The sequence below is a fragment of the Brachybacterium sp. GCM10030267 genome (assembly GCF_042666875.1).
GTDB lineage: Bacteria > Actinomycetota > Actinomycetes > Actinomycetales > Dermabacteraceae > Brachybacterium.
Window position 1 is genome coordinate 399,982 of sequence record NZ_JBHTCX010000002.1, and the last position, 20,723, is coordinate 420,704.

At 71.8% G+C, this 20,723-nt stretch carries 18 protein-coding genes; 12 read left to right on the forward strand and 6 right to left on the reverse strand.

What is annotated here, in order from left to right; translation table 11 throughout:
* Position 1: 1 nt before the first annotated feature.
* From ACFQS2_RS02165 to ACFQS2_RS02180, 4 genes are all read left to right on the forward strand, one after another.
* Positions 2–3,544, forward strand: coding sequence for an efflux RND transporter permease subunit (locus ACFQS2_RS02165; RefSeq protein WP_377792575.1), 3,543 nt, complete (start codon positions 2–4; stop codon positions 3,542–3,544).
* A gap of 94 nt (positions 3,545–3,638) precedes the next feature.
* Positions 3,639–5,225 (forward strand): ATP-binding protein, encoded by a 1,587-nt coding sequence (locus ACFQS2_RS02170; protein ID WP_377792576.1) that lies wholly within the window; start codon positions 3,639–3,641, stop codon positions 5,223–5,225.
* Entirely contained in the window at positions 5,222–5,974 is a 753-nt protein-coding gene (locus ACFQS2_RS02175) for a response regulator transcription factor (protein ID WP_377792577.1), read from the forward strand. The genes ACFQS2_RS02170 and ACFQS2_RS02175 overlap by 4 nt, the downstream gene beginning before the upstream one ends.
* Positions 5,975–6,098: 124 nt before the next feature.
* The gene (locus ACFQS2_RS02180; protein WP_377792578.1) at positions 6,099–6,722 is read left to right on the forward strand and encodes a hypothetical protein; all 624 of its coding nucleotides are present in this window, start codon (positions 6,099–6,101) and stop codon (positions 6,720–6,722) included.
* A gap of 111 nt (positions 6,723–6,833) precedes the next feature.
* Here ACFQS2_RS02180 and ACFQS2_RS02185 read toward each other — a convergent pair whose 3' ends face one another.
* Both ACFQS2_RS02185 and ACFQS2_RS02190 read right to left on the reverse strand, forming a co-directional pair.
* Positions 6,834–8,669: an ABC transporter transmembrane domain-containing protein gene (locus ACFQS2_RS02185; protein WP_377792579.1), complete on the reverse strand. Its 1,836-nt coding sequence runs from the start codon at positions 8,667–8,669 to the stop codon at positions 6,834–6,836.
* Positions 8,659–9,852: a DUF1611 domain-containing protein gene (locus ACFQS2_RS02190; protein WP_377792580.1), complete on the reverse strand. Its 1,194-nt coding sequence runs from the start codon at positions 9,850–9,852 to the stop codon at positions 8,659–8,661. Before ACFQS2_RS02190 ends, ACFQS2_RS02185 begins: the two co-directional genes overlap by 11 nt.
* 253 nt (positions 9,853–10,105) lie before the next feature.
* Between ACFQS2_RS02190 and ACFQS2_RS02195 the strand changes: the two genes are divergently transcribed.
* The 3 genes from ACFQS2_RS02195 (at position 10,106) to ACFQS2_RS02205 (ending at position 13,212) form a co-directional block, all read left to right on the forward strand.
* Positions 10,106–11,971, forward strand: a complete 1,866-nt coding sequence (locus ACFQS2_RS02195) for a hypothetical protein (protein ID WP_377792581.1) — start codon at positions 10,106–10,108, stop codon at positions 11,969–11,971.
* A 298-nt stretch (positions 11,972–12,269) separates the two neighbouring features.
* On the forward strand, positions 12,270–12,593 hold the full coding sequence (locus ACFQS2_RS02200) for a GNAT family N-acetyltransferase (protein ID WP_377018752.1): 324 nt from the start codon (positions 12,270–12,272) through the stop codon (positions 12,591–12,593).
* Between the two features lie 109 nt (positions 12,594–12,702).
* Positions 12,703–13,212, forward strand: coding sequence for a DinB family protein (locus ACFQS2_RS02205; protein ID WP_377792582.1), 510 nt, complete (start codon positions 12,703–12,705; stop codon positions 13,210–13,212).
* A gap of 51 nt (positions 13,213–13,263) precedes the next feature.
* Here ACFQS2_RS02205 and ACFQS2_RS02210 read toward each other — a convergent pair whose 3' ends face one another.
* Positions 13,264–13,644, reverse strand: a complete 381-nt coding sequence (locus ACFQS2_RS02210; protein ID WP_377018754.1) for a VOC family protein — start codon at positions 13,642–13,644, stop codon at positions 13,264–13,266.
* Between the two features lie 152 nt (positions 13,645–13,796).
* Here ACFQS2_RS02210 and dnaB point away from each other — a divergent pair, with 152 nt between their 5' ends.
* The 4 genes from dnaB (at position 13,797) to ACFQS2_RS02230 (ending at position 17,878) form a co-directional block, all read left to right on the forward strand.
* On the forward strand, positions 13,797–15,173 hold the full coding sequence (gene dnaB, locus ACFQS2_RS02215; protein WP_377018755.1) for a replicative DNA helicase: 1,377 nt from the start codon (positions 13,797–13,799) through the stop codon (positions 15,171–15,173).
* Positions 15,174–15,320: 147 nt separating this feature from the next.
* Positions 15,321–15,797, forward strand: a complete 477-nt coding sequence (locus tag ACFQS2_RS02220) for a hypothetical protein (protein ID WP_377018756.1) — start codon at positions 15,321–15,323, stop codon at positions 15,795–15,797.
* A 123-nt stretch (positions 15,798–15,920) separates the two neighbouring features.
* Positions 15,921–16,292, forward strand: coding sequence for a DUF485 domain-containing protein (locus ACFQS2_RS02225; RefSeq protein ID WP_377792583.1), 372 nt, complete (start codon positions 15,921–15,923; stop codon positions 16,290–16,292).
* Complete coding sequence (locus ACFQS2_RS02230) at positions 16,289–17,878, forward strand: cation acetate symporter (RefSeq protein WP_377792584.1); 1,590 nt, start codon at positions 16,289–16,291, stop codon at positions 17,876–17,878. Before ACFQS2_RS02225 ends, ACFQS2_RS02230 begins: the two co-directional genes overlap by 4 nt.
* A gap of 11 nt (positions 17,879–17,889) precedes the next feature.
* On the opposite strand, the gene ACFQS2_RS02235 is transcribed toward ACFQS2_RS02230, so the two are convergent.
* Together ACFQS2_RS02235 and ACFQS2_RS02240 are read right to left on the reverse strand one after the other, a co-directional pair.
* Positions 17,890–18,813: a hypothetical protein gene (locus ACFQS2_RS02235; RefSeq protein ID WP_377792585.1), complete on the reverse strand. Its 924-nt coding sequence runs from the start codon at positions 18,811–18,813 to the stop codon at positions 17,890–17,892.
* Between the two features lie 22 nt (positions 18,814–18,835).
* Entirely contained in the window at positions 18,836–19,396 is a 561-nt protein-coding gene (locus ACFQS2_RS02240; protein WP_377792586.1) for an NADPH-dependent FMN reductase, read from the reverse strand.
* A gap of 108 nt (positions 19,397–19,504) precedes the next feature.
* Between ACFQS2_RS02240 and ACFQS2_RS02245 the strand changes: the two genes are divergently transcribed.
* Positions 19,505–20,083 carry a YetF domain-containing protein gene (locus tag ACFQS2_RS02245; RefSeq protein ID WP_377018761.1) on the forward strand — a complete coding sequence of 193 codons (579 nt, stop codon included), beginning with the start codon at positions 19,505–19,507 and terminating at the stop codon, positions 20,081–20,083.
* 57 nt (positions 20,084–20,140) lie between these two features.
* Here the strand turns inward: ACFQS2_RS02245 and ACFQS2_RS02250 are convergent, their stop codons facing one another.
* Positions 20,141–20,578 (reverse strand): OsmC family peroxiredoxin, encoded by a 438-nt coding sequence (locus ACFQS2_RS02250; protein ID WP_377018763.1) that lies wholly within the window; start codon positions 20,576–20,578, stop codon positions 20,141–20,143.
* Positions 20,579–20,723: the final 145 nt, after the last annotated feature.

Below are 20,723 nucleotides of genomic sequence, written 5' to 3' on the forward strand. Positions count from 1 at the left end.
GATGAACCGCCTCGCCCGTCTGAGCCTGAACAACCGCTCCTTCATCGCCCTGGTCTGCATCGCCGTGTCGATCATCGGTGCCTTCGCGATGACGACGATGCGTCAGGAGCTCATCCCCTCCGTCGCGCTCCCGCAGATCCAGGTGGTCACTCCTGCACCGGGCTCCTCCTCGGAGCAGGTCCAGGAGCGCATCAGCCGCCCTATCGAGCAGGCCCTCAGCGGGCTGGAGAACGTCGAATCGACCTCATCGACCTCGCAGGCCGGCACCTCGATGGTCACGGTCGAGCTGACCTACGGCACGGACGTCGCGCGCTCGACCAACCAGGTCGACGCGGCCCTGACCCGCATCGAGGACCAGCTGCCCGAGGACGCCGAGCCCCAGGTCATCTCCGGCGGCACCAGCGACCTGCCGGCCGTCGTCGTCTCCGTCTCCTCCGATCTGGAGCCGACGGAGCTCGCCACCCGGCTGGACGCCTCCGTGACGGAGGAGCTCGAGCGGGTCCAGGGTGTCTCCTCGGTCGCCGTGATCGGCGCGCCCGAGGAGATCGTGCGGATCAGCCCGGACGAGGCGGCCCTGGCCGACAACGGGCTCACCGAGAACGACATCGCGACCGCCCTGGACGAGCACGGCCTGTCCGTGCCCGGCGGCACCGTCACCGACGAGAACCGCAGCCTCGACGTGGTCCTGGGCCAGTCCCTGGACAGCATCGAGAGTCTCGAGACCATCGAACTGCTCCCGGCCGGCGACGGCCAGCAGGGCGAGGGCCAGGAAGCAGAGCCGGGGCAGGCCGGCGAGGACCCTCAGTCGGGCGAGGAGGCACTGCCGGGCCAGGACGCCCAGGCCCAGCCGCAGGAACCGGTCACCCTCTCGGAGGTCGCCACCGTCGATCGCACCACCGAGGAGGCCACCTCGATCTCCCGCACCAACGGCCGCGAGTCGCTGGTCGTGATGGTCACCGCCACCACAGACGGCAACGTCGTGGACATCTCCGAGGACGTCGAGGGCGTGCTGGCGGACACCCTGCCGGACGTGGGCGGCAACGCCGAGAGCGACGTCGTCTTCGATCAGGCGCCGTTCATCGAGGAATCGATCGTGGCGCTCGCCGAGGAGGGCCTGCTGGGGCTGATCTTCGCCGTCGGCGTGATCCTGCTGTTCCTGCGGCGGGTGCGGCCGACGGTCGTCACCGCCATCTCCATCCCCACCTCGCTGCTGATCGCCTTCATCGGCATGCTGGTGACCGGGTACACGCTGAACATGCTGACCCTGGCGGCGCTGACCATCTCCATCGGCCGCGTGGTCGACGACTCGATCGTGGTGATCGAGAACATCACCCGTCACCTCGCCTACGGCAAGGCCAAGATGCGCGCCATCCTCGATGCGACCGGGGAGGTCGCCGGCGCGATCACCGCCTCCACCCTGGCGACGGTGGTGGTGTTCCTGCCGATCGCGGTCGTCTCCGGCCTGGCCGGTGAGCTGTTCCGGCCCTTCGCGCTGACCGTCGGTATCGCCATGCTCAGCTCCCTGCTGGTGGCGCTGACCATCGTGCCGGTTCTGGCCTACTGGTTCCTGCGCTCCCCGAAGGGCCACGAGGACCTCGATCCCGCCGACGCCGCCGAGGCCGCCCGAATCCGCCAGGAGTCCGAGGCCCGCGAGGAGCGCGGCTGGCTGCACCGCCTGTACGACCGCATCCTCCACATCACCCTCGACTCGCTGCTGCGCCGGCTGCTCACGCTCGCCGCCTCCGTCGCCGTGCTGGTCGCCACCGTGTTCCTGATCCCGCTGGTCAACGTCAACTTCCTGGGGGACACCGGGCAGAACATCGCCTCCCTCACCCAGACCCTGCCCCCGGGGACCAGCCTGCAGCAGTCCTCCGAGAAGGCCTCCGAGGCGGAAGAGGCGCTGCTCGAGGTCGACGGTGTCGAGACGGTCCAGACCACCATCGGCGGCGGCTCGACCGGTTTCGGGGGCGGCGGCGCCGAGAACGAGATCAGCTACTCGATCACCACCGAGACCGACGCCGACCAGGCCGCCGTCCAGGAGGACATGGTCGCCGCCCTGGAGGACCTCCCGGACTCCGGCACCGTCGAAGCGGCCGACGTCGCCTCCCCCACCGGCTCCAGCTCGATCGACATCCTGATCACCGGCCCCACCTCCGAGGCCCGCCAGGACGCGAACGACGCGATCCTCGCCGAGCTCGACCCGGTTCCCGAGGGCGTCGAGGAGGTCACCAGCGACCTGCAGGCCGATCAGCCCACCGCGGTGGTCACCGTCGATCGGGAGGCCGCCGGCCGGCTGGGGCTGACCGAGGACACCGTGATCGGCATGGTCGCGGCACAGATGTACCCCGGGGCCATCGGCACCATCACCCTGGACGACGACGAGCTGGACATCTACGTCGAGCGCGGCGAGAGCGTGGACACCCTGGACGAGCTCCGCGGCCTCGAGCTGGCCGGGGGGATCCCGCTGACCGACATCGCCTCGGTCGAGGAGGAGCAGTCCCGCCCCCAGATCGCCACCCAGGACGGACTGGAGACCGTCACGGTCTCCGTCACCCCCGAGGGTGAGGACGTGGGCGATGCGACCGACGCGGCCAACGCGGCGATCGAGGACGCCGACCTGCCCGACGGCGTCGACGCGACCGTCGGCGGCACCGCCGAGGACATCAACGAGACCTTCGGCCAGCTCGGCATCGCCATGCTCGCCGCGATCCTGCTGGTGTACGTGCTGCTGGTGTGGATCTTCAAGTCCCTCGTCCAGCCCCTGATCCTGCTGGTCTCGATCCCCTTCGCCGCCACCGGCGCTCTCGGGCTGCTGATCATCACCCAGGTCCCGCTGGGCCTGCCCTCGATGATCGGCCTGCTGATGCTCGTGGGCATCGTGGTCACCAACGCGATCGTGCTGATCGACCTGGTCAACCAGTACCGCCGGCAGGGCATGAGCCTGGAGGAGGCACTGCATCGCGGGGCCGGCAAGAGGCTGCGGCCGATCCTGATGACCGCGGCGGCGACGATCTTCGCGCTGATCCCGATGGCGCTGGGCATCACCGGCAACGGAGGGTTCATCGCGCAGCCGCTGGCCGTGGTCGTGATCGGCGGTCTCGTCTCCTCGACCCTACTGACGCTGGTCATCGTCCCGGTGCTCTACCGGATCGCCGAGGGCCCGGGGGAGCGGCGCCGGCTCCGCGAGGAGGCTCGGCTGGCCGAGCTGCGCGAGGCACGCCACCGCGAGGCCCGCGAGCGGGCCGCGGCCGAGCAGGAGGAGACCCGGCGCAGCGAGGAGCGGCGCACCCGCAGCAGCCGCTCCGTCAACCCCGCCGGGTCCCCGGCGCCGGCGCCCGCGTCGGGAGAGGACCCCGCCGCGGGAGAGGACCCCGCCGCGGGAGAGGACCCTGTCGCTGGAGAGGACCCCGCCGCGGGGGAGCGCTCCACCGCACGGGAGGGCGTCGCGCCGAGCGATGGCAGCGGCCACCGGGGCACGCGGCGCTCGCTCAAGGAGCGCGGCGGCATCGTCGGGATCATCCGACGCCGTCGCGGGCGTGACTGACCGGCTCGTGACGCGGCACCGGCCGCTTCGCGGCTGACGGGCCTGCGCCGACCGCTGCCGGTCCCCGGCGCAGCCCGTCCCCTACGATGCGACCATGCCCCTGCAGAGCCTGCGCGAGTCGCTCGCCGGTGCCGCGACGGGCGGGTGGTCGGTGCGCACCCGCGTGCTGTCCGTGGTGCTCGCCTTCATGGTGGTGGGGCTCGCCGTCACCGGCCTGCTCACCTATGCGTCCCAGTTCGGTGTGCTCGAGGACCGCGTGGAGGCCGAGCTGGAGCAGGAGCTGCGCGAGCTGGATCTGATCGCGAACGCCACCGAGGACGACGGCTCCCACGTCCACACCTCCGTGGACAGCGTGCTGAACGCCGCCACGGAGTCCGCGGCGCCCTCGGACAACGAATCGGTGCTGGCCGTGATCGACGGCGAACCGCTGTACAAGCCGCAGGCACAGGACTTCGACCTGGTGGCAGAAGGGCCCGCCGAGTCGCCGACGGTGCTGGAGGACATCCTGGCCGTGCACGAGCCGGGCCGCACGGTCTCCACCAGTCTGGACGTCGACGGACGCGAGGTGAAGGCCCTGGTGGCCTCCGTGCAGGTGGCGGGAGACGACTCGGAGGGGATCTTCGTGGTCGCCAATGACATCGGCGCCCAGAAGCAGGAGCTGTGGCGGTCCGTGGCCACCTTCTCGGCGCTGTCCGTGGTGACGCTGATCGTGGCCGGCGGGGTCGGCTACCTCGTCACGGGGCGACTGCTCAGACCGCTGGAGACGCTGCGCGCTGCGACGGAGGAGATCACGGTCGACGACCTCGGCCGCCGGGTCCCCGTCCCCGAGGGACAGGACGACATCGCCGCTCTGGCCCGCAACTTCAACCGGATGCTCGAACGGATCCAGGCGGGGTTCGCCGAGCAGCGGCGCTTCATGAGCGACGTCGGCCACGAGCTGCGCACCCCGCTGACGATCGTGCACGGGACCCTGGAGACGGCCGACGCCGAGGACCCCGCCGACGTGCGCGAGGCCCACGAGATCGCCATGGACGAGCTCGACCGCATGGGACGCGTCGTCGGGGACCTCTCGGAGCTGGCGGCCTCGACCCGTCCCGACTACGTGCGCACCCGGCCCGTGGACCTGGCCGCCTTCGCCCGCTCCGCGCTCGCACGGATGGAGCACATCGCCGACCGCGACTGGGTGCTGGACCGGGCCGCGGACGTCACGGCCGACGCCGACGAGCAGCGCCTGACGCAGGCCGTCGTCCAGCTCGCCGCCAATGCCGCGCGCTACAGCGAGGAGGGCAGCAGGGTGCGGTTCGCGGTGGACCGGGTGCTGGGACCGGACGGCCCGGAGATCCACCTCAGCATGCAGGACGAGGGCGTCGGCATCGCCGAGCAGGATCAGCAGCGGATCTTCGAGCGGTTCGCTCGGGTCGACAACGACCGCGGCTCGGGCACCGGCCTGGGCCTGCCCATCGTGCAGGCGATCGCGCAGGGCCACGGCGGGGACGTGCGCCTGTCCTCGCAGCCCGGCCGTGGCTCCACGTTCACCATCGTGATCCCGCAGCATGCGCGGCCCGTGGGGAGCGGACCGGGCGGGCCGGGGGAGGCCGAGCCCGGGGATACTGGGCCGACGGGCACAGGCGCGGGCGCGGGCACGCAGGCGCCGCAGACGAAGGGAGCAGGTCGCCGATGAGGATCCTGATCGCCGAGGACGAAGCACGGATCGCACGATTCGTCGAGCGCGGGCTCAAGGCCAACGGGTACGCCTCGAGCGTGGTCGAGGACGGCATCAGCGCACTGGACCTCGCCTCCAGCGGCGACTTCGACCTGTTGATCCTCGATGTGGGACTGCCGCGGATGGACGGCTTCCAGGTGCTCAGGGCGCTGCGGGAGATGGAGGTGGACCTTCCCATCCTCGTGGTCACCGCGCGCACCGGGGTCGAGGACACGGTCCAGGGGCTCGAGGCCGGCGCCAACGACTACATCGCCAAACCCTTCCGCTTCGAGGAGCTGCTGGCCAGGGTGAAGCTGCGTGCGCGCGAGGCGGCGGCGGGTGCCGGCGCGGCCGGCAGCGATGTGCTCGAGCTCGGGGACCTGCGTCTGGACCTGCGCACGCGGGTCGCCACGTTCCGCGACGAGCCGGCCGACGGGGACGGCGAGGGCGCGCCTGCCGGCCGGGCCGAGGAGTCCGGCGGCGCGGCCGGTCCGGAGCGCTCGGTCGAGCTGTCCTCGCGGGAGTTCACGATGGCACGGGTGTTCCTCGAGAATCCCCGTCAGGTGCTCACCCGCGACCTGCTGCTGTCGAGGGTCTGGGGCTACGACTATGACGGCGCCTCGAACGTGGTCGACGTGTACGTCGGATACCTCCGCGGCAAGCTGGGCGCACGTCGCTTCGTGACCGTCCGCGGCGCCGGGTACAAACTCGTGGATCCGCGCGCGTGAGGCCCCGCCTGACGAGCCGGCCACGCACACCCCGGCCCGTGATGCCTGGGGCGCGGCCGGCACATGAGAGGCCTCTCATGACGAGTTCACGCCCGTTTCATCGCAGGTGGGGACCATGAAAGACGTGAAGGCTCTCCGTACCGCCGCAATCATCCTGGCTGTCGCGCTCGCGGCGGTCGGCCTCGCCGCGCTGCCCGCCGTGGAGCAGACGGGGGTCGACCGTTCGGGCATCGTCGTGGAGGAGGACGCCGCCGCCTCCGACGGGGGCGGATCCTCCGGTGGCCTGCCCGGTGACGTGCCCGAGTCCTCGCAGGCCGGCGACAGCGCGGGGGAGGAGTCCGTGGAGATCCCGGAGGCCGAGGCCGGAACCGGGTCCTCGGGCTCGGAGGCCTCCTCCGCCGGCGACGGGGTCTCCCTCGAGCCGGCTCCTTCGCCGAAGCCGGCCCCGGAACCCTCCGCAACCCCCGAGTCCGACGGCTCCGGGCAGGGCAGCTTTTCGGGGTCCGGCAGCTCCAGCGGTTCCAGCAGCTCCAGCGGGTCCAGTGGTGCCGGCGGCTCATCGAGCAGCGAGGACGGCGGCTCCACGGGCACGACGCAGCGCCCCTCCGACACCTGCGAGTGGGACGACGGGGGCTGGGAGTGCGAGGACGATACGTCCACCCGCAGCGCCGACGCCGACGACGACGATGATGACGACGGCGACGACGACGAGGGGGACGACGACGATGAGGACGACGAGGACGACTGACCGCGCCCGCCTGGACGACTGACCGCGCCCCCTGGGGGCGACTGACGGATCTCGTCCGGGCGACTGACCGGTCCCGCCTGGAGGACTGACCGATCTCGACCGGTCTCGGCGCTACTCGTCCTCGCTGTCCGTCCCGACGCCGGCGGTGGTGCCGCGCTCGGCGGCCGTGAGCGAGCGCAGCCGGTATTCGCGTGCCTCGAGCCGACGGGCGAGGTCATCGGACCCGGTCAGCAGGACCATGCCGGGATACCCGGTCAGCACCCGCTCCAGCATCCTGCGCCCGTCGTCATCCAGATCGCCCTCGAGGGCGTCGACGATCAGCAGCGGCGGCGTCCCGTACAGGGCACGGGCCAGGGCGAGCCGGGCGCGGTCGCCGCGCCCCAGCGGTTCGCCGCCGCGTCGCAGACGGGTGCGGGCGCCATCGGGCAGTGCGGAGACGTCCAGGCCGACGAGGTCCAGGATCTCCTGGTCGTGGGCGGCGTCCAGGTCGGGGCGGCGGTAATGCAGTGCCCGTGCCACCGTGCCCGGCTCGAAGACGGCGCCGGCACCTGCGTAGCCGACCAGCATCCGCACCCGCTTGGACCGCAGAGCCCGCAGGTTCTCACCGGCCACCCACGTCGCATCGGGGGCGGCATCCTCCGGGCCGGGGGAGAGCTCGAGCAGCCGTCGCACGAATTCGCGCGGGGCCGCAGGGTCCTCACTGACCAGCCGCACCCGATCGCCGGTCCACGCCCGCAGCGCATCACCGGGCTCCGTCAGGCCCGGCAGCTCGAGGTGGACGAGGCGCTCGGCTCCCTGCCCGCTCGGTGGCATCACCGGCGGGGCGGCCTCCGCACCGGCCCGGCGACGTGCCGAGGCCTGTTCACGGCGGGCCGCCGCGCCGGCCAGGGCGGGCCCGAGCACCATTCGCGCGGCCCGGTAGGTCTGGCGGTACTCCACGATCCGGCCGATCTCGAGAACGGGGGTCGAGGCGATCCCGGCCACGGCCATGGCCGCCATCGTGACCCCGGGGGCGAGACCCAGGAAGGCGCCGGTGGCGGCCACCAGCAGCGCGGTCAGGGTCGAGGCGACGATCCCTCCGGCGCGGATGGTCCCCACCGTCTCGGCGCGATCCACCGCGATCTCGACCAGGCGGCCCGAGGCGTCCCGGAGGTTGCGCAGCTCGCGGCGGGTCCCGCCCGAGGCGAGGATCCCGTCGGACGCCGTCACCGTGTCGGCGATCCGGGAGGCGAGCCGGCCGCGGGTGCGCCGCATCCGGCGCGTCTTGACCAGCGCGGTGCGCGCCCAGAACACCAGGCACAGGCCGAGCACCAGCAGCGGAGCGGCCATCGCGAGGGCGAGCGCGGGGTGGAGCACGGCGAGGGTGACGAGGCTGCCGCCGATCAGCGGCACCGCCACCGTGAGCGGGGCGATGCCCTGGGAGACCCAGTTGCGCACCCCGGAGAGATCATTGGTGGTGCGGGCGACGGTCACGCCGAGGGAAGTCGCGTGCCCGGGAGTGAGGGCGTCGCCGAGCAGGTGCAGCCGCAGCTGATGGACGTAGTCCTGACCCAGCTTCTCGGCCACCACCCGCTCGTGCACCTTCAGCGCGCCGACCGCGAGGGCGGCGAGGACCAGCAGGACCAGCGCCCGCAGCAGCAGCGGGGAGGCTCCCGTCGGAGCCTCCTGGAGCTTGACCAGCGCCCACGCCGACAGGGCCGCGAGCCCGGCCTGACCGAGGCCCAGCAGCACCAGGACGCTCAGCCAGCGGCGTCGCACGCCCCGCAGCAGCGGAGGCAGCGGCGGCGGATTCCGCAGCAGCCCGTCGGCGTCCTCACGGGGTTCCCGCTCGCGCCCGTTGCGCTGACGGGATGCCGGCCCGGCCGGCTCCCGCTCACGCGATGCCCGCCCGCTCTCACGCGATGCCCGCCCGCTCTCACGCCATGCCCGCCGGCGCTCACGCAGCATCGGCGCCGTGCTTCCTGAGCAGTTCGGTGACCAGCCCGCGGGCGATGCCGGCATCGGCCAGGTCGAAGGTCGGCACGACGGGGATCTCGAGCGCCCGGCGGGACTCGGCCGTGGCCAGCGGGGAGCTGGTCAGGACCCCCGAGACGAAGCTCGGGACGTGGCCGAGCGTGGCCAGCGCCGCCACCCCGCCGACCGCGCCGAGCGCATCGCCCGCGGAGAAGACCACCTCGTCCACCACCCGGCAGAACTCCGCATCGCCCAGCAGGCGGGCGGTCTCGCCCTGGTAGAGCCCGTCGGCGATCTCCAGGAGGACCACGTCCGGCGCCGCACCGCCACCGGCGAGCTCGTCGGCCATGGACAGGAACAGGTCCCGCACCTCGTCGGCCCCGAGCTGGAACGTCGAGGCGTAGCCGAAGTCGGTGAAGTCCAGGACCCGATGGGCGCCGGCGTCGAGGAAGAGGTTGTAGTCGTTGCCGGCGCCTGTGCCCGTCGCCTTGCCGGCGGCGACGCGCAGACCGGCTGCGGCGAGACCGTGGGCGAGCTGGGCGAGCACGGTGGACTTGCCGGAGTTCATGGACGTCCCCAGCACCGCGATCACCGGCGCGTGATGGGCGGGGCGATCGGTACGGGAGGCCACCCCGGGCGCGATCCGATGCGCGGCGGCCCGAGACAGGGTGAGGGGACCGTGCTCATCGCGCAGGACCCCGATGGGCTCGATCTCGGTGGGGGAGCCGACGCCGGCGTGCTGCTCGAGCACGCGCGAGGCGAGTCCCCCGGCGGCCGCGAGGTGAGCGGGGCCGAGGTCGGCCGGGACCGTCGCGAGGAACTGATCGGCGGCGTAGCGGCTGCCGTAGGCGACCACGATCTCGTCGCCCACGAACAGGACCTGGCGGCGGGAGGTCGGGCCCTCGAGCCGCTTGTGGTGGCCGATGGAGGTGACGCGGGCCAGGACGATCTCGCCTGCGCGCGGGGTGTGGTCCGCGGTGATCAGGTCGACGTCCGCGGCGCGGCGCAGGAACGCCCCGACGCTCCGCGTGGAGAACGCGTGCTTGGCGCGCTCGATCCGGGCCCGCGGCGTCTCGGCCGTGTCCGTGCTGCGCGCCGGCCCGGCGGAGAGGACTGCGTCGGCCGGGGAGGTCGTGGTGGCGGGGGCTGTCGCGGGGGCCTGGTTCAGGATCGTCATGGGGACTCCTCGGGATGCTGCATTCTGGATCGGACCGCGCAGAGCCGCGGGCGATGGGATGCAGTGAATCGGGAGGGGATGAGCCGGTGATGAGCCGCCGATGAGAGGACTCTCAGACGAATCTCCCCTGGTCACAGCTTGTTACTGGGGCGGAGAGCCGCCTGTGGGCCATGCCCGGACGGCCCGGCGACGAGTCCGCGGGGCGGCGGGGCGGGCTCGGGACCTCTCAGCGGAGGATTGGTAGGTTCCCTCTGTGATCATCTCCGGCGCCGCCACCGTCCCGGAACCGGGTGGCCGTCGCGACCAGGCAGGTCCGCCCGGCATGGAGGAATTGAGGGTCGCCCTGCGACCCCCGGAACTGCCCCTGCCCTTCCCGCGCAGCGTGCTCGAAGCCGCGCACCGGGTGGGTGATCTCGTGCACGCCGAGCGCTACCGGGACGCCCGCGCGCTCGCCGAGGAGTTCCGCACCGCGCCGGCGGAGCCCGGGGACCGGCTGGCGCTGCTGCGCGCTGCCCTCCGCGGCGCCGTGCTGATGGGCGATGCGGATGCGGTGGATCGCGACGCGGCGGACATGGTCTCCGTGCTGCATCGCTCGGGCTTCGCCGAGCAGGCGCAGGCGACCGTGGCCGTGCTGCTGGAGCGCGGCCCGGTGCGCAGCCGCTCCGCCGCGGCCACCAAGGCCGCCGTGGACGGGGCCGGCTCCGCCGCGAGGGGCCGGCGGCGCGGGCAGCGAGCCGAGCCGCCCCCGGAGCTGCTGGCCGTGGTCCGTGGCCTCGAGCAGACCTCTCTTCCCGGGGCCGACGAGGCCCGCGGCGCGGCCGATCCGCGGCGCGCGGTCACCCGGCTCCGGGCGGCGCTGAAGGCCCTGCCCGCCGTCCGCGAGAAGGTCTTGGGCGATCCCGACAAGGAGCTGCGCCTGCGCATGGCCCAGGCCCTCGAAGCCGTCGGCGATCCCGCCGGCGCCACCACGCACGCACTCGACGTGCTCGAGGTGCTCGACCAGGAGGCCGCCGAGGCCGGAGGGCCCCTCCCCGACCCCGCGCGCATCGCCACCTCCGCCCACGCCGTGCTGGCCCGCACCCTGGGCATCGAGCACCCTCTGCACGCGGCCCGTCACGCCCTGGACGCCCTGGAGACCCTCCACGAGGTCGAGGATCCGCCCTTGCGGATCGGCTTGATCACCGACCTGCTGCGGGCCCTGATGGCCGCCGGCGCCACCGCCCAGGCCTCCTTCACCGCCGGCCGTCTCGCCTCCCTCCAGCGCTCCCTGCAGCGGGACGCCCTGCGCACCGGCCCGCTGCTCGCCGTCGCGGCCCAGCGCATCGCGGCCGAGCGATACGAGGCCGCGTGGGTGCCCCTCGAGCAGGCCCGGCGCATCGCCGACCAGCAGCGCGATCACCGCCGCGCGCTGGAGGCCTCCCGGCTGGCCGCGAGCATCCACGAGCGCACCGGCGACCACGCCGCAGCCCTCCAGGAGCTGCGCCGCGTGGCCTCCGAGGCGCGCTGGCTGGCCGACGACCTCGCGACCCCGCGTGCCGAGCGCGCGAGGATGATCAGGACCGAGCTCGAGGCGCACGCGCTCGTGCTGCGGCGTGCTCTGGATCTGGGACGGACCGCTGTGGCCGACGAGGTGGCCGGGGCGATCGAGCGCCGTGCCCGCCCCGAGGGTGGCCGGCCCCTGCTGCCCCCCGAGCTGCTGTGGGACCACCGGGTCGACGCCCGGGTGGGCCGCTTCATCGCGGTCGGCACCGCCCTGGCCCGCGAGGAGGCCGCCCGTGCCGCTGACACTGGAGATGCCGCCGGTGCCGCGCCCGTCCCCGGAGCTGCGGATTCCGCCCGGGCCGCCGACGCCCCCGGCGCTGCCGATGCGGCCGAGTACGAACGTCGCCGTCGCGAGGCGATGCAGGTCATCGACGAGATGCCCGCCGGTCACGACGCCCGTGCCCGGTACTGGGCGGCCTATGTCGATGACCGGCACGCCGAGATGCTCGCCGATCGCGGCATCCACGACCGGGCCCGGCGGGCGGCGAAACGAGCCCGCGACGGCTGGGCCCACCTGGAGATGGCCGACGACGTCGCCCGCGTCGACGCCCTGCTCGAGCGCCTTGGCGACGCCTGACCGCGACGGTGCCCGGCACCTGGGTCCGGCGTCCCCGGCGCCAGCGCAGGGCCGTTGGCAAACCAGCGCCGGCGCCGGGCTGTTGGCAAGCCAGCGCCGGCGCGGAGCTGTTGGCAAAAAGGTGTAGCTGAGCGGCTCCAGACCCCTGTGAGAGGAGGGCACGGTCCGCTCAGCTACATGTTCGTGCCACGCGCCAGGCAGGGGACTGCTGCGGGTGGCGCAACAGGCGGATCCGGCACTGCTGCCGACCCGCCCTCTGACGTACCGTGGAGGTATCGGCCGGAAGGGGCGCGGGGCGATGAGCGTAGACATCGACGAGCACACGCATGGCCCGGACGAGCACATCCGCGTACGGCACAACGCTGCCTCCCGCCGCTACGAGGCGGTCCGGAACGGCGCGACCGTCGGCATCCTCCTGTATGAGCGAACCCGCCGGCGGATCGAGCTCGTCCACACCGTCACCGATCCCGAGCATCGCGGGGAGGGAGTCGCGTCGGTGCTGGTGCGCACCGTCCTGGCGGAGGCGCGATCCGAATCGCTGGCGGTGGTCGTGATCTGCCCGTTCATCGAGAGCTGGCTGCAGCGCCACCCGGAGCAGGCCGGCGGCGTCGTGCACGAGTGACCCGCGCGAGGTCGGCGATGCGCGGGCCGGAGCGCGCGGAGATGACCGTCAGGTCGGGCCTCGCGGCCGGCCCTCGACCGAGTCCGCGCTGCGGCGTAGCGTCGGGCGCATGAATGGAATCGACATCCTTCGTGACGCAGCGTCCCGCCCCCTCGACGCCGCCGAGGCTCTGCGCGACAAGCTCGACGCCGAGACGCTCAATGCCCATGTGGGCGGACACCCGAACTCCGTCGCCTGGCTGCTCTGGCACGCGGGCCGCGAGATCGATGCGCAGCTCGCGGATCTGGCCGACCACCAGGAGCTGTGGGTCTCCGAGGACTTCGCAGAGCTCACCGGCTTCGGGGAGGAAGGGTCTCGGGTCGGCTACGGGGACTCGGCCGAGCAGGCCCGCGCCGTGACCGCCGAGGAGCCCGGCCCGCTGCTGGAATACCTCTCCGCCGTGACGGAGGCGCTGCTGGCCTACCTCGACACCCTCGACGAGGACGCGCTGGGCGATGTCATCGACGACAGCTGGGACCCGCCGGTCACGCGTGGCGCGAGGCTGGTGAGCATCGTCGATGACGCCGCCCAGCACGTCGGCCAGGCGGCGTACGTCGTCGGGGTCCCCGAGAAGGCCTGATCTCGAGACTCTCCGGTGGCGGCACGGGCCGTGGCCGGAGTCCGGGTCGCCTCAGTCCGGCCGCACGGCGCTCAGGCAGAACGGGTGTCCGACGGGATCGAGCATCACCCGCCAGGCCGAGGGCTCCGGCTGCGCATCGGCCTCGCGGGCGCCGATCTCCGTGGCGGCGGTGACCGCGGCCTCGAGATCCTCCGCGGCCAGGTCCAGGTGCATCTGTGCCCGCTGCGGACCCTCCGGCCACTGCGGGGCCGTGAACTCGTCGGCCGTCATCAGCGTGAGCATCGGGCCCGCCCCCGCCAGGGAGACGACCTCGCGGCCCGGGGTCGCGAAGGCCTCCTCGAGCCCCAGCAGCGCGCAGTAGAACGGGGCCAGGTCGTCGGGCCGGGGACAGTCGATCGAGATGGACGCGAGCGGAGCGATGGCATCAGGCATGGCATCACCGTAGGCGCCGGGCCCGACGGACCAGCCGGCCAACAGGCTGACGGCCGGACGCGGCCTGCCCCGTTCCTCCACACCGCATGTGAATCCACACCCCGATCGATGTCACGTCGCCCGGCGTCCGCCGGTGTTCCTACACTGGCTCGGTGACATCCACTGAGGCTTATGAAGCAGGACCGGACCGCGGCCTGGAGCGCACCCCGCCCCAGGACCTCGCTGCCGAGCGCGGCGTTCTCGGCGGGATGATGCTGTCCAAGGACGCGATCGCCGACGTCGTGGAGACCGTCCGCGGCAGTGACTTCTACCGCCCTGCGCACGAGATGATCTTCGAGGCGATCATCGACCTGTACGGCCGCGGCGAGCCCGCCGACCTGGTCACCGTCTCCGACGAGCTCTCCAAGCGCGGCGAGCTGCAGCGCGTGGGCGGCGGCGCCTATCTCGCCGACCTCATCGACATGGTCCCCACCGCCGCCAACGCGGGCTTCTATGCCGAGATCGTCGTCGAGCGCGGCACCCTGCGCCGCCTGGTGGAGGCCGGCACCCGCATCGTCCAGCTCGGCTACGCGGCCGACGGCGGCGAGGTCGACGAGGTCATCAACGAGGCTCAGGCCCAGGTCTACGCGGTCACCGAGCGCGGTCAGAGCGAGGACTTCGTGCCGCTGGGCGAGGTGATCGACGAGACCCTGAACACGATCGAGGCCACCCAGAACCGCGGTGGTCAGGTCACCGGTATCCCCACCGGGTTCGCGGAGTTCGACGAGCTCACCCAGGGCCTGCACGGCGGGCAGATGATCATCTTCGCCGGCCGTCCCGCGATGGGTAAGACGACGCTGGGCATGGACGTGCTGCGCTCCGCCTCCATCCACAATGGCAAGGCCTCGGTGATCTTCTCGCTGGAGATGGACAAGACCGAGATCACGATGCGCCTGCTCTCGGCCGAGTCGCAGGTTCCGATGAATCGCATGCGCGACGGCTCGATGGACGACCGCGACTGGCAGGCCATGGCCCGCGCCATGAGCCGCATCGCCGACGCCCCGCTGTTCATGGACGACAGCGCGAACATGTCCCTGATGGAGATCCGTGCGAAGTGCCGCCGGCTCAAGCAGAAGCACGACCTGGGTCTGGTGGTCATCGACTACCTGCAGCTGATGAGCTCGGGCAAGAAGGTCGAGTCCCGTCAGCAGGAGGTCTCGGAGTTCTCCCGTGCCCTGAAGCTGCTGGCCAAGGAGATCGAGGTGCCCGTGATCGCGATCTCGCAGCTGAATCGTGGCAGCGAGCAGCGCCAGGACAAGACCCCGATGATGAGCGATCTGCGCGAATCCGGCTCGATCGAGCAGGACGCGGACCTCATCGTGCTGATCCACCGTGAGGACTACTACGAGAAGGAGTCCGCCCGCGCCGGCGAGGCCGACCTCATCCTCGCCAAGCACCGTAACGGTGCCACCAAGACGATCCCGGTCGCCTTCGAAGGCCACTACTCGCGGTTCAAGGACATGGCCGGCACCGGCGGCTTCAGCGGCTGAGGTGCCGCGCCGGGTTCAGGCGCCCCGGTCCCCGGAAACGTCTCTGCGCTGACACAGAACCGTGGAACGGGCACGCGTGCCGCGGATTCTCAGCAGCGACCCCGATTCGAGGCGCGCTGACGGCGGTCGTGGGGATGCGGTGGCCGTATGGGCGCCGTCACCGCCGCGGTCGGAGTGCACGAAGTCCCGCGGGCTTCCTTGGCCGCGGTGCCGGTCGCTGCGCCCGGATACGCCGACGAGTTCGCTCTCGAGCTGGACGTCCCGCCGCGCGCGAGCGCCGAGTCCTGGGCACGGGCGATGTTCGGGGACATCCCCGATACCGGGGAGCGAGTCATCTTCCGGGGCCTCCTGCGTCTGCGGCTGGAACCGGGGCCGTCGCCGGATGTAGTCGCCGGGTTCGTCGTCGCCGAGCGGAATCACGAGACGATCCGTCTCGAGGCGCATTCGCCCTTCCTCACCTGCCATCTCCTGGTGCGGACCCACGCCCTGCACGTCACGCTCACCACGGTGATGGACTACACCGGCCGCGCCGGGCCTGTGGTGTGGAGCCCCCTGTCCATGGCACACCGCCGTCTCGCGCCCGGGCTGCTCCGCGACGCGCAGGAGAAGCTGTCGTCTCCGTAGCGGTCGCGGGCCGACCAGATCCCAGGTTCCTATTGTGGTGGCCATCACAGGTGCTACGGTCAGCCTGAGTCCGGTGCTGCTCGCACCGGCCTGGCATCACCGCAGAACGAAGGAGTTGTGCCTGTGACCTCCTCTCCCCAGGGGACTCCCGGCCCTGTGCCGGATCCCGACGAGCCCCTCACCCCCACTGCCGAGCAGTTCCTCGCCGTCCAGAAGTCCGAGGAGTTCGGGCAGCTGCGCCGCAGCTTCCGCGGCTTCGCCATCCCGATGACGATCGCCTTCCTCGTCTGGTACCTGAGCTACGTGCTGCTGTCGACCTACGCCACGGGATTCATGTCGATCCAGGTGGTCGGATACCTGAACCTCGGCACGATCTTCGGGTTCAGCCAGTTCCTGATGACCTTCCTCATCACGTGGGCGTACATCCGCCACGCCAACAAGTCGCTGGATCCGATCTCCAGCAGGATCCGTGGCGAGCTGGAGGGCACCGAATGAACGACATGGGCAATCCGATCCTGAACATCTCGATCTTCCTCGCCTTCGTCATCATCACCCTGGTCGTGGTGGTGCGGGTCTCGAAGACGACCACATCGGCCGGGGACTTCTACCACGGCGGCCGCGCCTTCTCCGGTCGCCAGAACGGCATCGCCATCGCCGGTGACTACCTCTCGGCCGCCTCGTTCCTCGGCATCGTCGGGGCCGTCGCCCTCTACGGGTACGACGGTCTGCTGTACTCGGTCGGCTTCCTCGTCGCCTGGTTGGTGGCGCTGCTGCTGGTGGCGGAGCCGCTGCGCAACACCGGCAAGTACACGATGGCCGACGTGCTGAGCTTCCGGATGCAGAAACGGCCGGTGCGCACCGCCGCCGCCACCTCCACCCTGGCGATCACGTTCTTCTACCTGCTCGCGCAGATGGCCGGCGCCGGGGCCCTGGTGTCCCTGCTGATCGGCATCGAGGGCCGCGTGGGTCAGTCGCTGGTGATCGCCGTCGTCGGCGTCGTGATGATCGCCTACGTGCTGATCGGTGGCATGAAGGGCACCACCTGGGTGCAGATCATCAAGGCCGTCCTGCTGATCACCGCCGTCGGCGTCACCACCGTGTGGATCCTGGCGCTGAACGGCTTCAACCTCTCCGCCCTGCTCGGACAGGCCGTCCAGAACCACCCGGAGGGGCAGGCGATCCTCGATCCGATGCTGCAGTACGGCACCTCCGGCGCCACCAAGCTGGGCTTCGTCTCCCTCGCGATCGCGCTCGTGTTCGGTGCCGCCGGGCTGCCCCACGTGCTGATGCGCTTCTACACGGTGCCCACCGCGAAGGAGGCCAGGCGCTCGGTGGTCTGGGCGATCGCCCTGATCGGCTTCTTCTACCTGTGCACCCTGGTGCTCGGGTTCGGGGCCGCCTACATGGTGGGCGTGGACACGATCGACGCGCTGCCGGGCGGCTCGAACTCCGCGGCCCCGGCGCTCGCCTACGCCGTCGGCGGGACCGCCCTGATGGGCATCATCTCCGCGGTGGCCTTCGCGACCATCCTCGCGGTGGTGGCGGGCCTGACGATCACCGCCTCCGCCTCGTTCGCGCACGACATCTACAACGGCGTGATCAAGCGCGGCCAGGCCGACCCCCAGAAGGAGGTCACCGTCGCCCGGCGCACGGCGCTCGTGATCGGCGGCGTCTCGATCGTCGGCGGCATCCTCGCGGCCGAGCAGAACGTGGCATTCCTGGTCTCGCTCGCCTTCGCCGTGGCGGCCAGCGCCAACCTGCCCTCGATCCTCTACACCCTGTACTGGAAGCGGTTCAACACGCGCGGTTCGGTGTGGAGCATCTACGGCGGCCTGTTCAGCGCACTGTTCCTCATCACGTTCTCCCCGGTGGTCTCCGGATCCGAGACGGCGATGATCCCCGGACTGGACTTCGCGTGGTTCCCGCTGTCCAACCCGGCGATCATCACGGTGCCGCTGGGCTTCTTCCTCGGCTGGCTCGGGTCGGTGACCTCCTCGGAGCGCAACGACCTCAAGCACGCCGAGATGGAGGTGCGCTCCATGACGGGCGCCGGCTCGGAGAAGGCCACCGTCACGCACTGACCCTGGCGGACTCAGGCCAGCCGCAGCCCGGAGCTCGCCCCCACCGCCCGGTCGTGCAGCTCGATCACCTGCTGTTCCCGCGCGGTCGGGGCAGGGCCTGCGGTCTCCAGCAGCCGGCACACGGCCGAGTCGCGGGAGGCGGCGTCGTAGCGCTCGACCCAGCGCCGATACTCCTGGTCCCGCGGTGACCGGGCCGACAGCGACTCCAGGCGGTCCACCGTGATCCGCCACGGCTTCGGCGTCAGCCGTGCCCGGTACGAGTCGTGGACACGGCACAGGAGAACGTACAGCCGGTCGCTGCCGAGCTCACTCATCAGCTGCCGGGCCCGCTCGCTGCCGGGCTCGGCGCCGCTGCCGGTGACCAGCAGGCGGAAGCCGTTGCGGGTGCGGTAGGTGCGCATCCCCAGTTCGGGATGGCGGACGCTGAAGTCGGCGATCACCTGCAGGATCCGAGCATGCTCCTCACCGCGGGCCCCGGGGTCCGGGAGGCCGTACGCGTCGGGATCCTCCTCGGCGCCGGCCCCATCTCGGCCGCCACCGAACAGACGCGTCAGGAGGCCGCCCCGGCCGCGCCGGCGGGAGGACATCTCAGAGCCCGTCGTCAGATCGACGTCGCTGATCAGCACGGCGTCCGTGTTCAGCACCGCGGCCCCGTACCGGTTGCGGGTGATGGCGGCGATCAGCTCGCCGTCGGGGGAGCGGACCTCCTCGAGCAGCTCCTCGGGCAGGCGGCGATCGGGGTAGTACTCCAGATCGCCGCGAAGCGCCCCCGGCCCACCGGCGGCCACGAGCCGCTGGAGCCTGGCGCGGGCATCGCGCTGGGCGTCCTCCTGCGAGAGGTCGGAGGAGCCTCGGATCGTGAGGGCGAACTCCCCGCGGCCGGGGAAGGTGACGACCTCGTCGGCGGTGGCCCAGTAGCGCGGGATCGGCTGCATGGAAGGACTCGGGGCTCGGGGCTCAGCGGGTCGCGATGATTCGCGAAGTGGCCTTGACCAGGTCATCGACCAGGGCACCGGCCTTCTTCGCGGCGGACTCGGAGGGAGCGAACGTGCCGTCCTCGCCGAAGTCCGTGAAGACCGAGAGGGCCAGCTGCGTGCGCACGTCGATCATGTGGAAGTTGGAGATGATCGTGCGCCACTGCTCGACCGCGCGGATGCCTTTGTCCGCGCCGTAGGACACGAACGCGACGGGTTTCTCGCTCCACTCGGTGCCGAGCGAATCGAAGGCGTTCTTGAAGGCGCCCGGGACCCCGTGGTTGTACTCGGGAGTGACGAAGACGAAGCCGTCGCAGTCGTCGATCGCGGCGGACCAGCGCTGGACCCGCTCGTCCTCGTACTGCTTCCTGGCGGCGCCCGGCACCGTGGCCGACGTGAGGATGGGCAGGTCGAACTCCTTGAGATCGATGACCTCGAAGGCTGCTTCGCTCGCGCGGTCGCGGGCGATCGGGGCGAGCCATTCGGCGACCCGGCCGCCCTTGCGCCCATCGCGCACCGAACCGATGATGATGCTGAGCTTCATGCTGTCTCCTTCGTGGGGCGCTCCTTCGTGGGGTGGCGGCGCCGCGGCGCGTCCACGAAGATCGTGCCATGCCGCCCCGGCGGGCGGCATCGGGTAGAGACTGGAGGGATGGAATTCCTTCACCAGCTGTGGACCCAGGTCGGCATCACCGGCTCCGGACTGCTCGGTGTGCTGATCTCCACCGCCGTGCTGTACGTGCTCTATGCGCTGATCCTGCAGATCGGGGGCCAGCGGCTGACGGCCAACCCCTCGGTGCTGAGCTTCTCGGTGATGGCGCTGCTGGGCGCACTGCTCGCCCGCGCCATGCTGGGGGAGTCGCCGACGTTGGCCGGGGGCCTGGTCGCGGTCGCGACCCTGCTCTTGCTCGAGTTCACCCTGGGGCGGCTGCGCAGCGGGCTGGCGCGCACCTTCGCGCTGCACGGCCCGCAGGCGAGCGTGGTGATGATCCACGGCCACGTGCTGCCGTGGCGGCTGCGGCATCTCGGCGTCCAGGAGGAGCAGCTGCTGACCCTGCTGCGCCGGGCAGGTCTCCACTGCGTCCAGGACGCGGACCTGGTGATTCTCGAGCCTCGCGGGGCCCTGACGATCGTGCGCCGCGGCGAGTCCATCGACCGGCGTCTGGTCCAGGACGTCCGCGGAGCCGACAGCATCCCCCGATCCCTCCTGCATGAGGAGACCGGGGGATGAGCGGGCTGCGGCCGGCGTCTCGGTCAGGCCGGGTTCTCGGTCAGGCCGGGATCGCGGTCAGGCCAGCTTCGCGGTCAGCGTGATGTCGACGCCGGAGAGCGCCTGGGAGACGGGGCAGTTCTTCTTCGCGTCCTCGGCGAGGCGCTGGAAGTCGGCGTCCTCGAGGCCGGGCACCTCGGCGGTGACCGTCAGCTCGATGCCGAGGATGCCGCCCTCGCCGACGTTGAAGGAGACCGCCGCGGAGGTCTCGACCGTGGTGGGCGGGGTCCCGTTCTCGCCGAGGCCGTTGGTCAGCGCCATCGCGAAGCAGGTCGCGTGAGCGGCGCCGATGAGCTCCTCGGGCGAGGTGGTGCCCTGCCCGCTCTCCTCGGCGCGGGCCTTCCAGTTCACCGGGAAGCTGCCCAGCTGCGAGGTCTCGAGGGTGGTGGTGCCGTTGCCGGAGGGCAGGTCCCCCTGCCAGGTGGTGCTCGCCGTGCTGATGATCGTGTTCGGCATGTCTTCTCCTCCATCAGACGTCGCCATCACGTGCGTGAGGGCGTGCATCGCCCACGCTAGCGCCGTCCGCCGGACGCGTCGATGGCCCTGGTGATGGCTCCGGGGCCCGATCCGGACGGCGATGTCGCGGACCACCCGGTCGAGG

What these genes read in the sequence shown, in the direction of transcription:
- ACFQS2_RS02165 (WP_377792575.1), top strand. Translation starts at nt 2, where the DNA reads ATGAACCGCCTCGCCCGTCTGAGCCTGAACAACCGCTCCTTCATCGCC.
- ACFQS2_RS02170 (WP_377792576.1), top strand. Translation starts at nt 3,639, where the DNA reads ATGCCCCTGCAGAGCCTGCGCGAGTCGCTCGCCGGTGCCGCGACGGGC.
- ACFQS2_RS02175 (WP_377792577.1), top strand. Translation starts at nt 5,222, where the DNA reads ATGAGGATCCTGATCGCCGAGGACGAAGCACGGATCGCACGATTCGTC.
- ACFQS2_RS02185 (WP_377792579.1), bottom strand. Translation starts at nt 8,669, where the DNA reads ATGCTGCGTGAGCGCCGGCGGGCATGGCGTGAGAGCGGGCGGGCATCG.
- ACFQS2_RS02190 (WP_377792580.1), bottom strand. Translation starts at nt 9,852, where the DNA reads ATGACGATCCTGAACCAGGCCCCCGCGACAGCCCCCGCCACCACGACC.
- ACFQS2_RS02200 (WP_377018752.1), top strand. Translation starts at nt 12,270, where the DNA reads ATGAGCGTAGACATCGACGAGCACACGCATGGCCCGGACGAGCACATC.
- ACFQS2_RS02205 (WP_377792582.1), top strand. Translation starts at nt 12,703, where the DNA reads ATGAATGGAATCGACATCCTTCGTGACGCAGCGTCCCGCCCCCTCGAC.
- ACFQS2_RS02210 (WP_377018754.1), bottom strand. Translation starts at nt 13,644, where the DNA reads ATGCCTGATGCCATCGCTCCGCTCGCGTCCATCTCGATCGACTGTCCC.
- ACFQS2_RS02220 (WP_377018756.1), top strand. Translation starts at nt 15,321, where the DNA reads ATGGGCGCCGTCACCGCCGCGGTCGGAGTGCACGAAGTCCCGCGGGCT.
- ACFQS2_RS02230 (WP_377792584.1), top strand. Translation starts at nt 16,289, where the DNA reads ATGAACGACATGGGCAATCCGATCCTGAACATCTCGATCTTCCTCGCC.
- ACFQS2_RS02235 (WP_377792585.1), bottom strand. Translation starts at nt 18,813, where the DNA reads ATGCAGCCGATCCCGCGCTACTGGGCCACCGCCGACGAGGTCGTCACC.
- ACFQS2_RS02240 (WP_377792586.1), bottom strand. Translation starts at nt 19,396, where the DNA reads ATGAAGCTCAGCATCATCATCGGTTCGGTGCGCGATGGGCGCAAGGGC.
- ACFQS2_RS02245 (WP_377018761.1), top strand. Translation starts at nt 19,505, where the DNA reads ATGGAATTCCTTCACCAGCTGTGGACCCAGGTCGGCATCACCGGCTCC.
- ACFQS2_RS02250 (WP_377018763.1), bottom strand. Translation starts at nt 20,578, where the DNA reads ATGCCGAACACGATCATCAGCACGGCGAGCACCACCTGGCAGGGGGAC.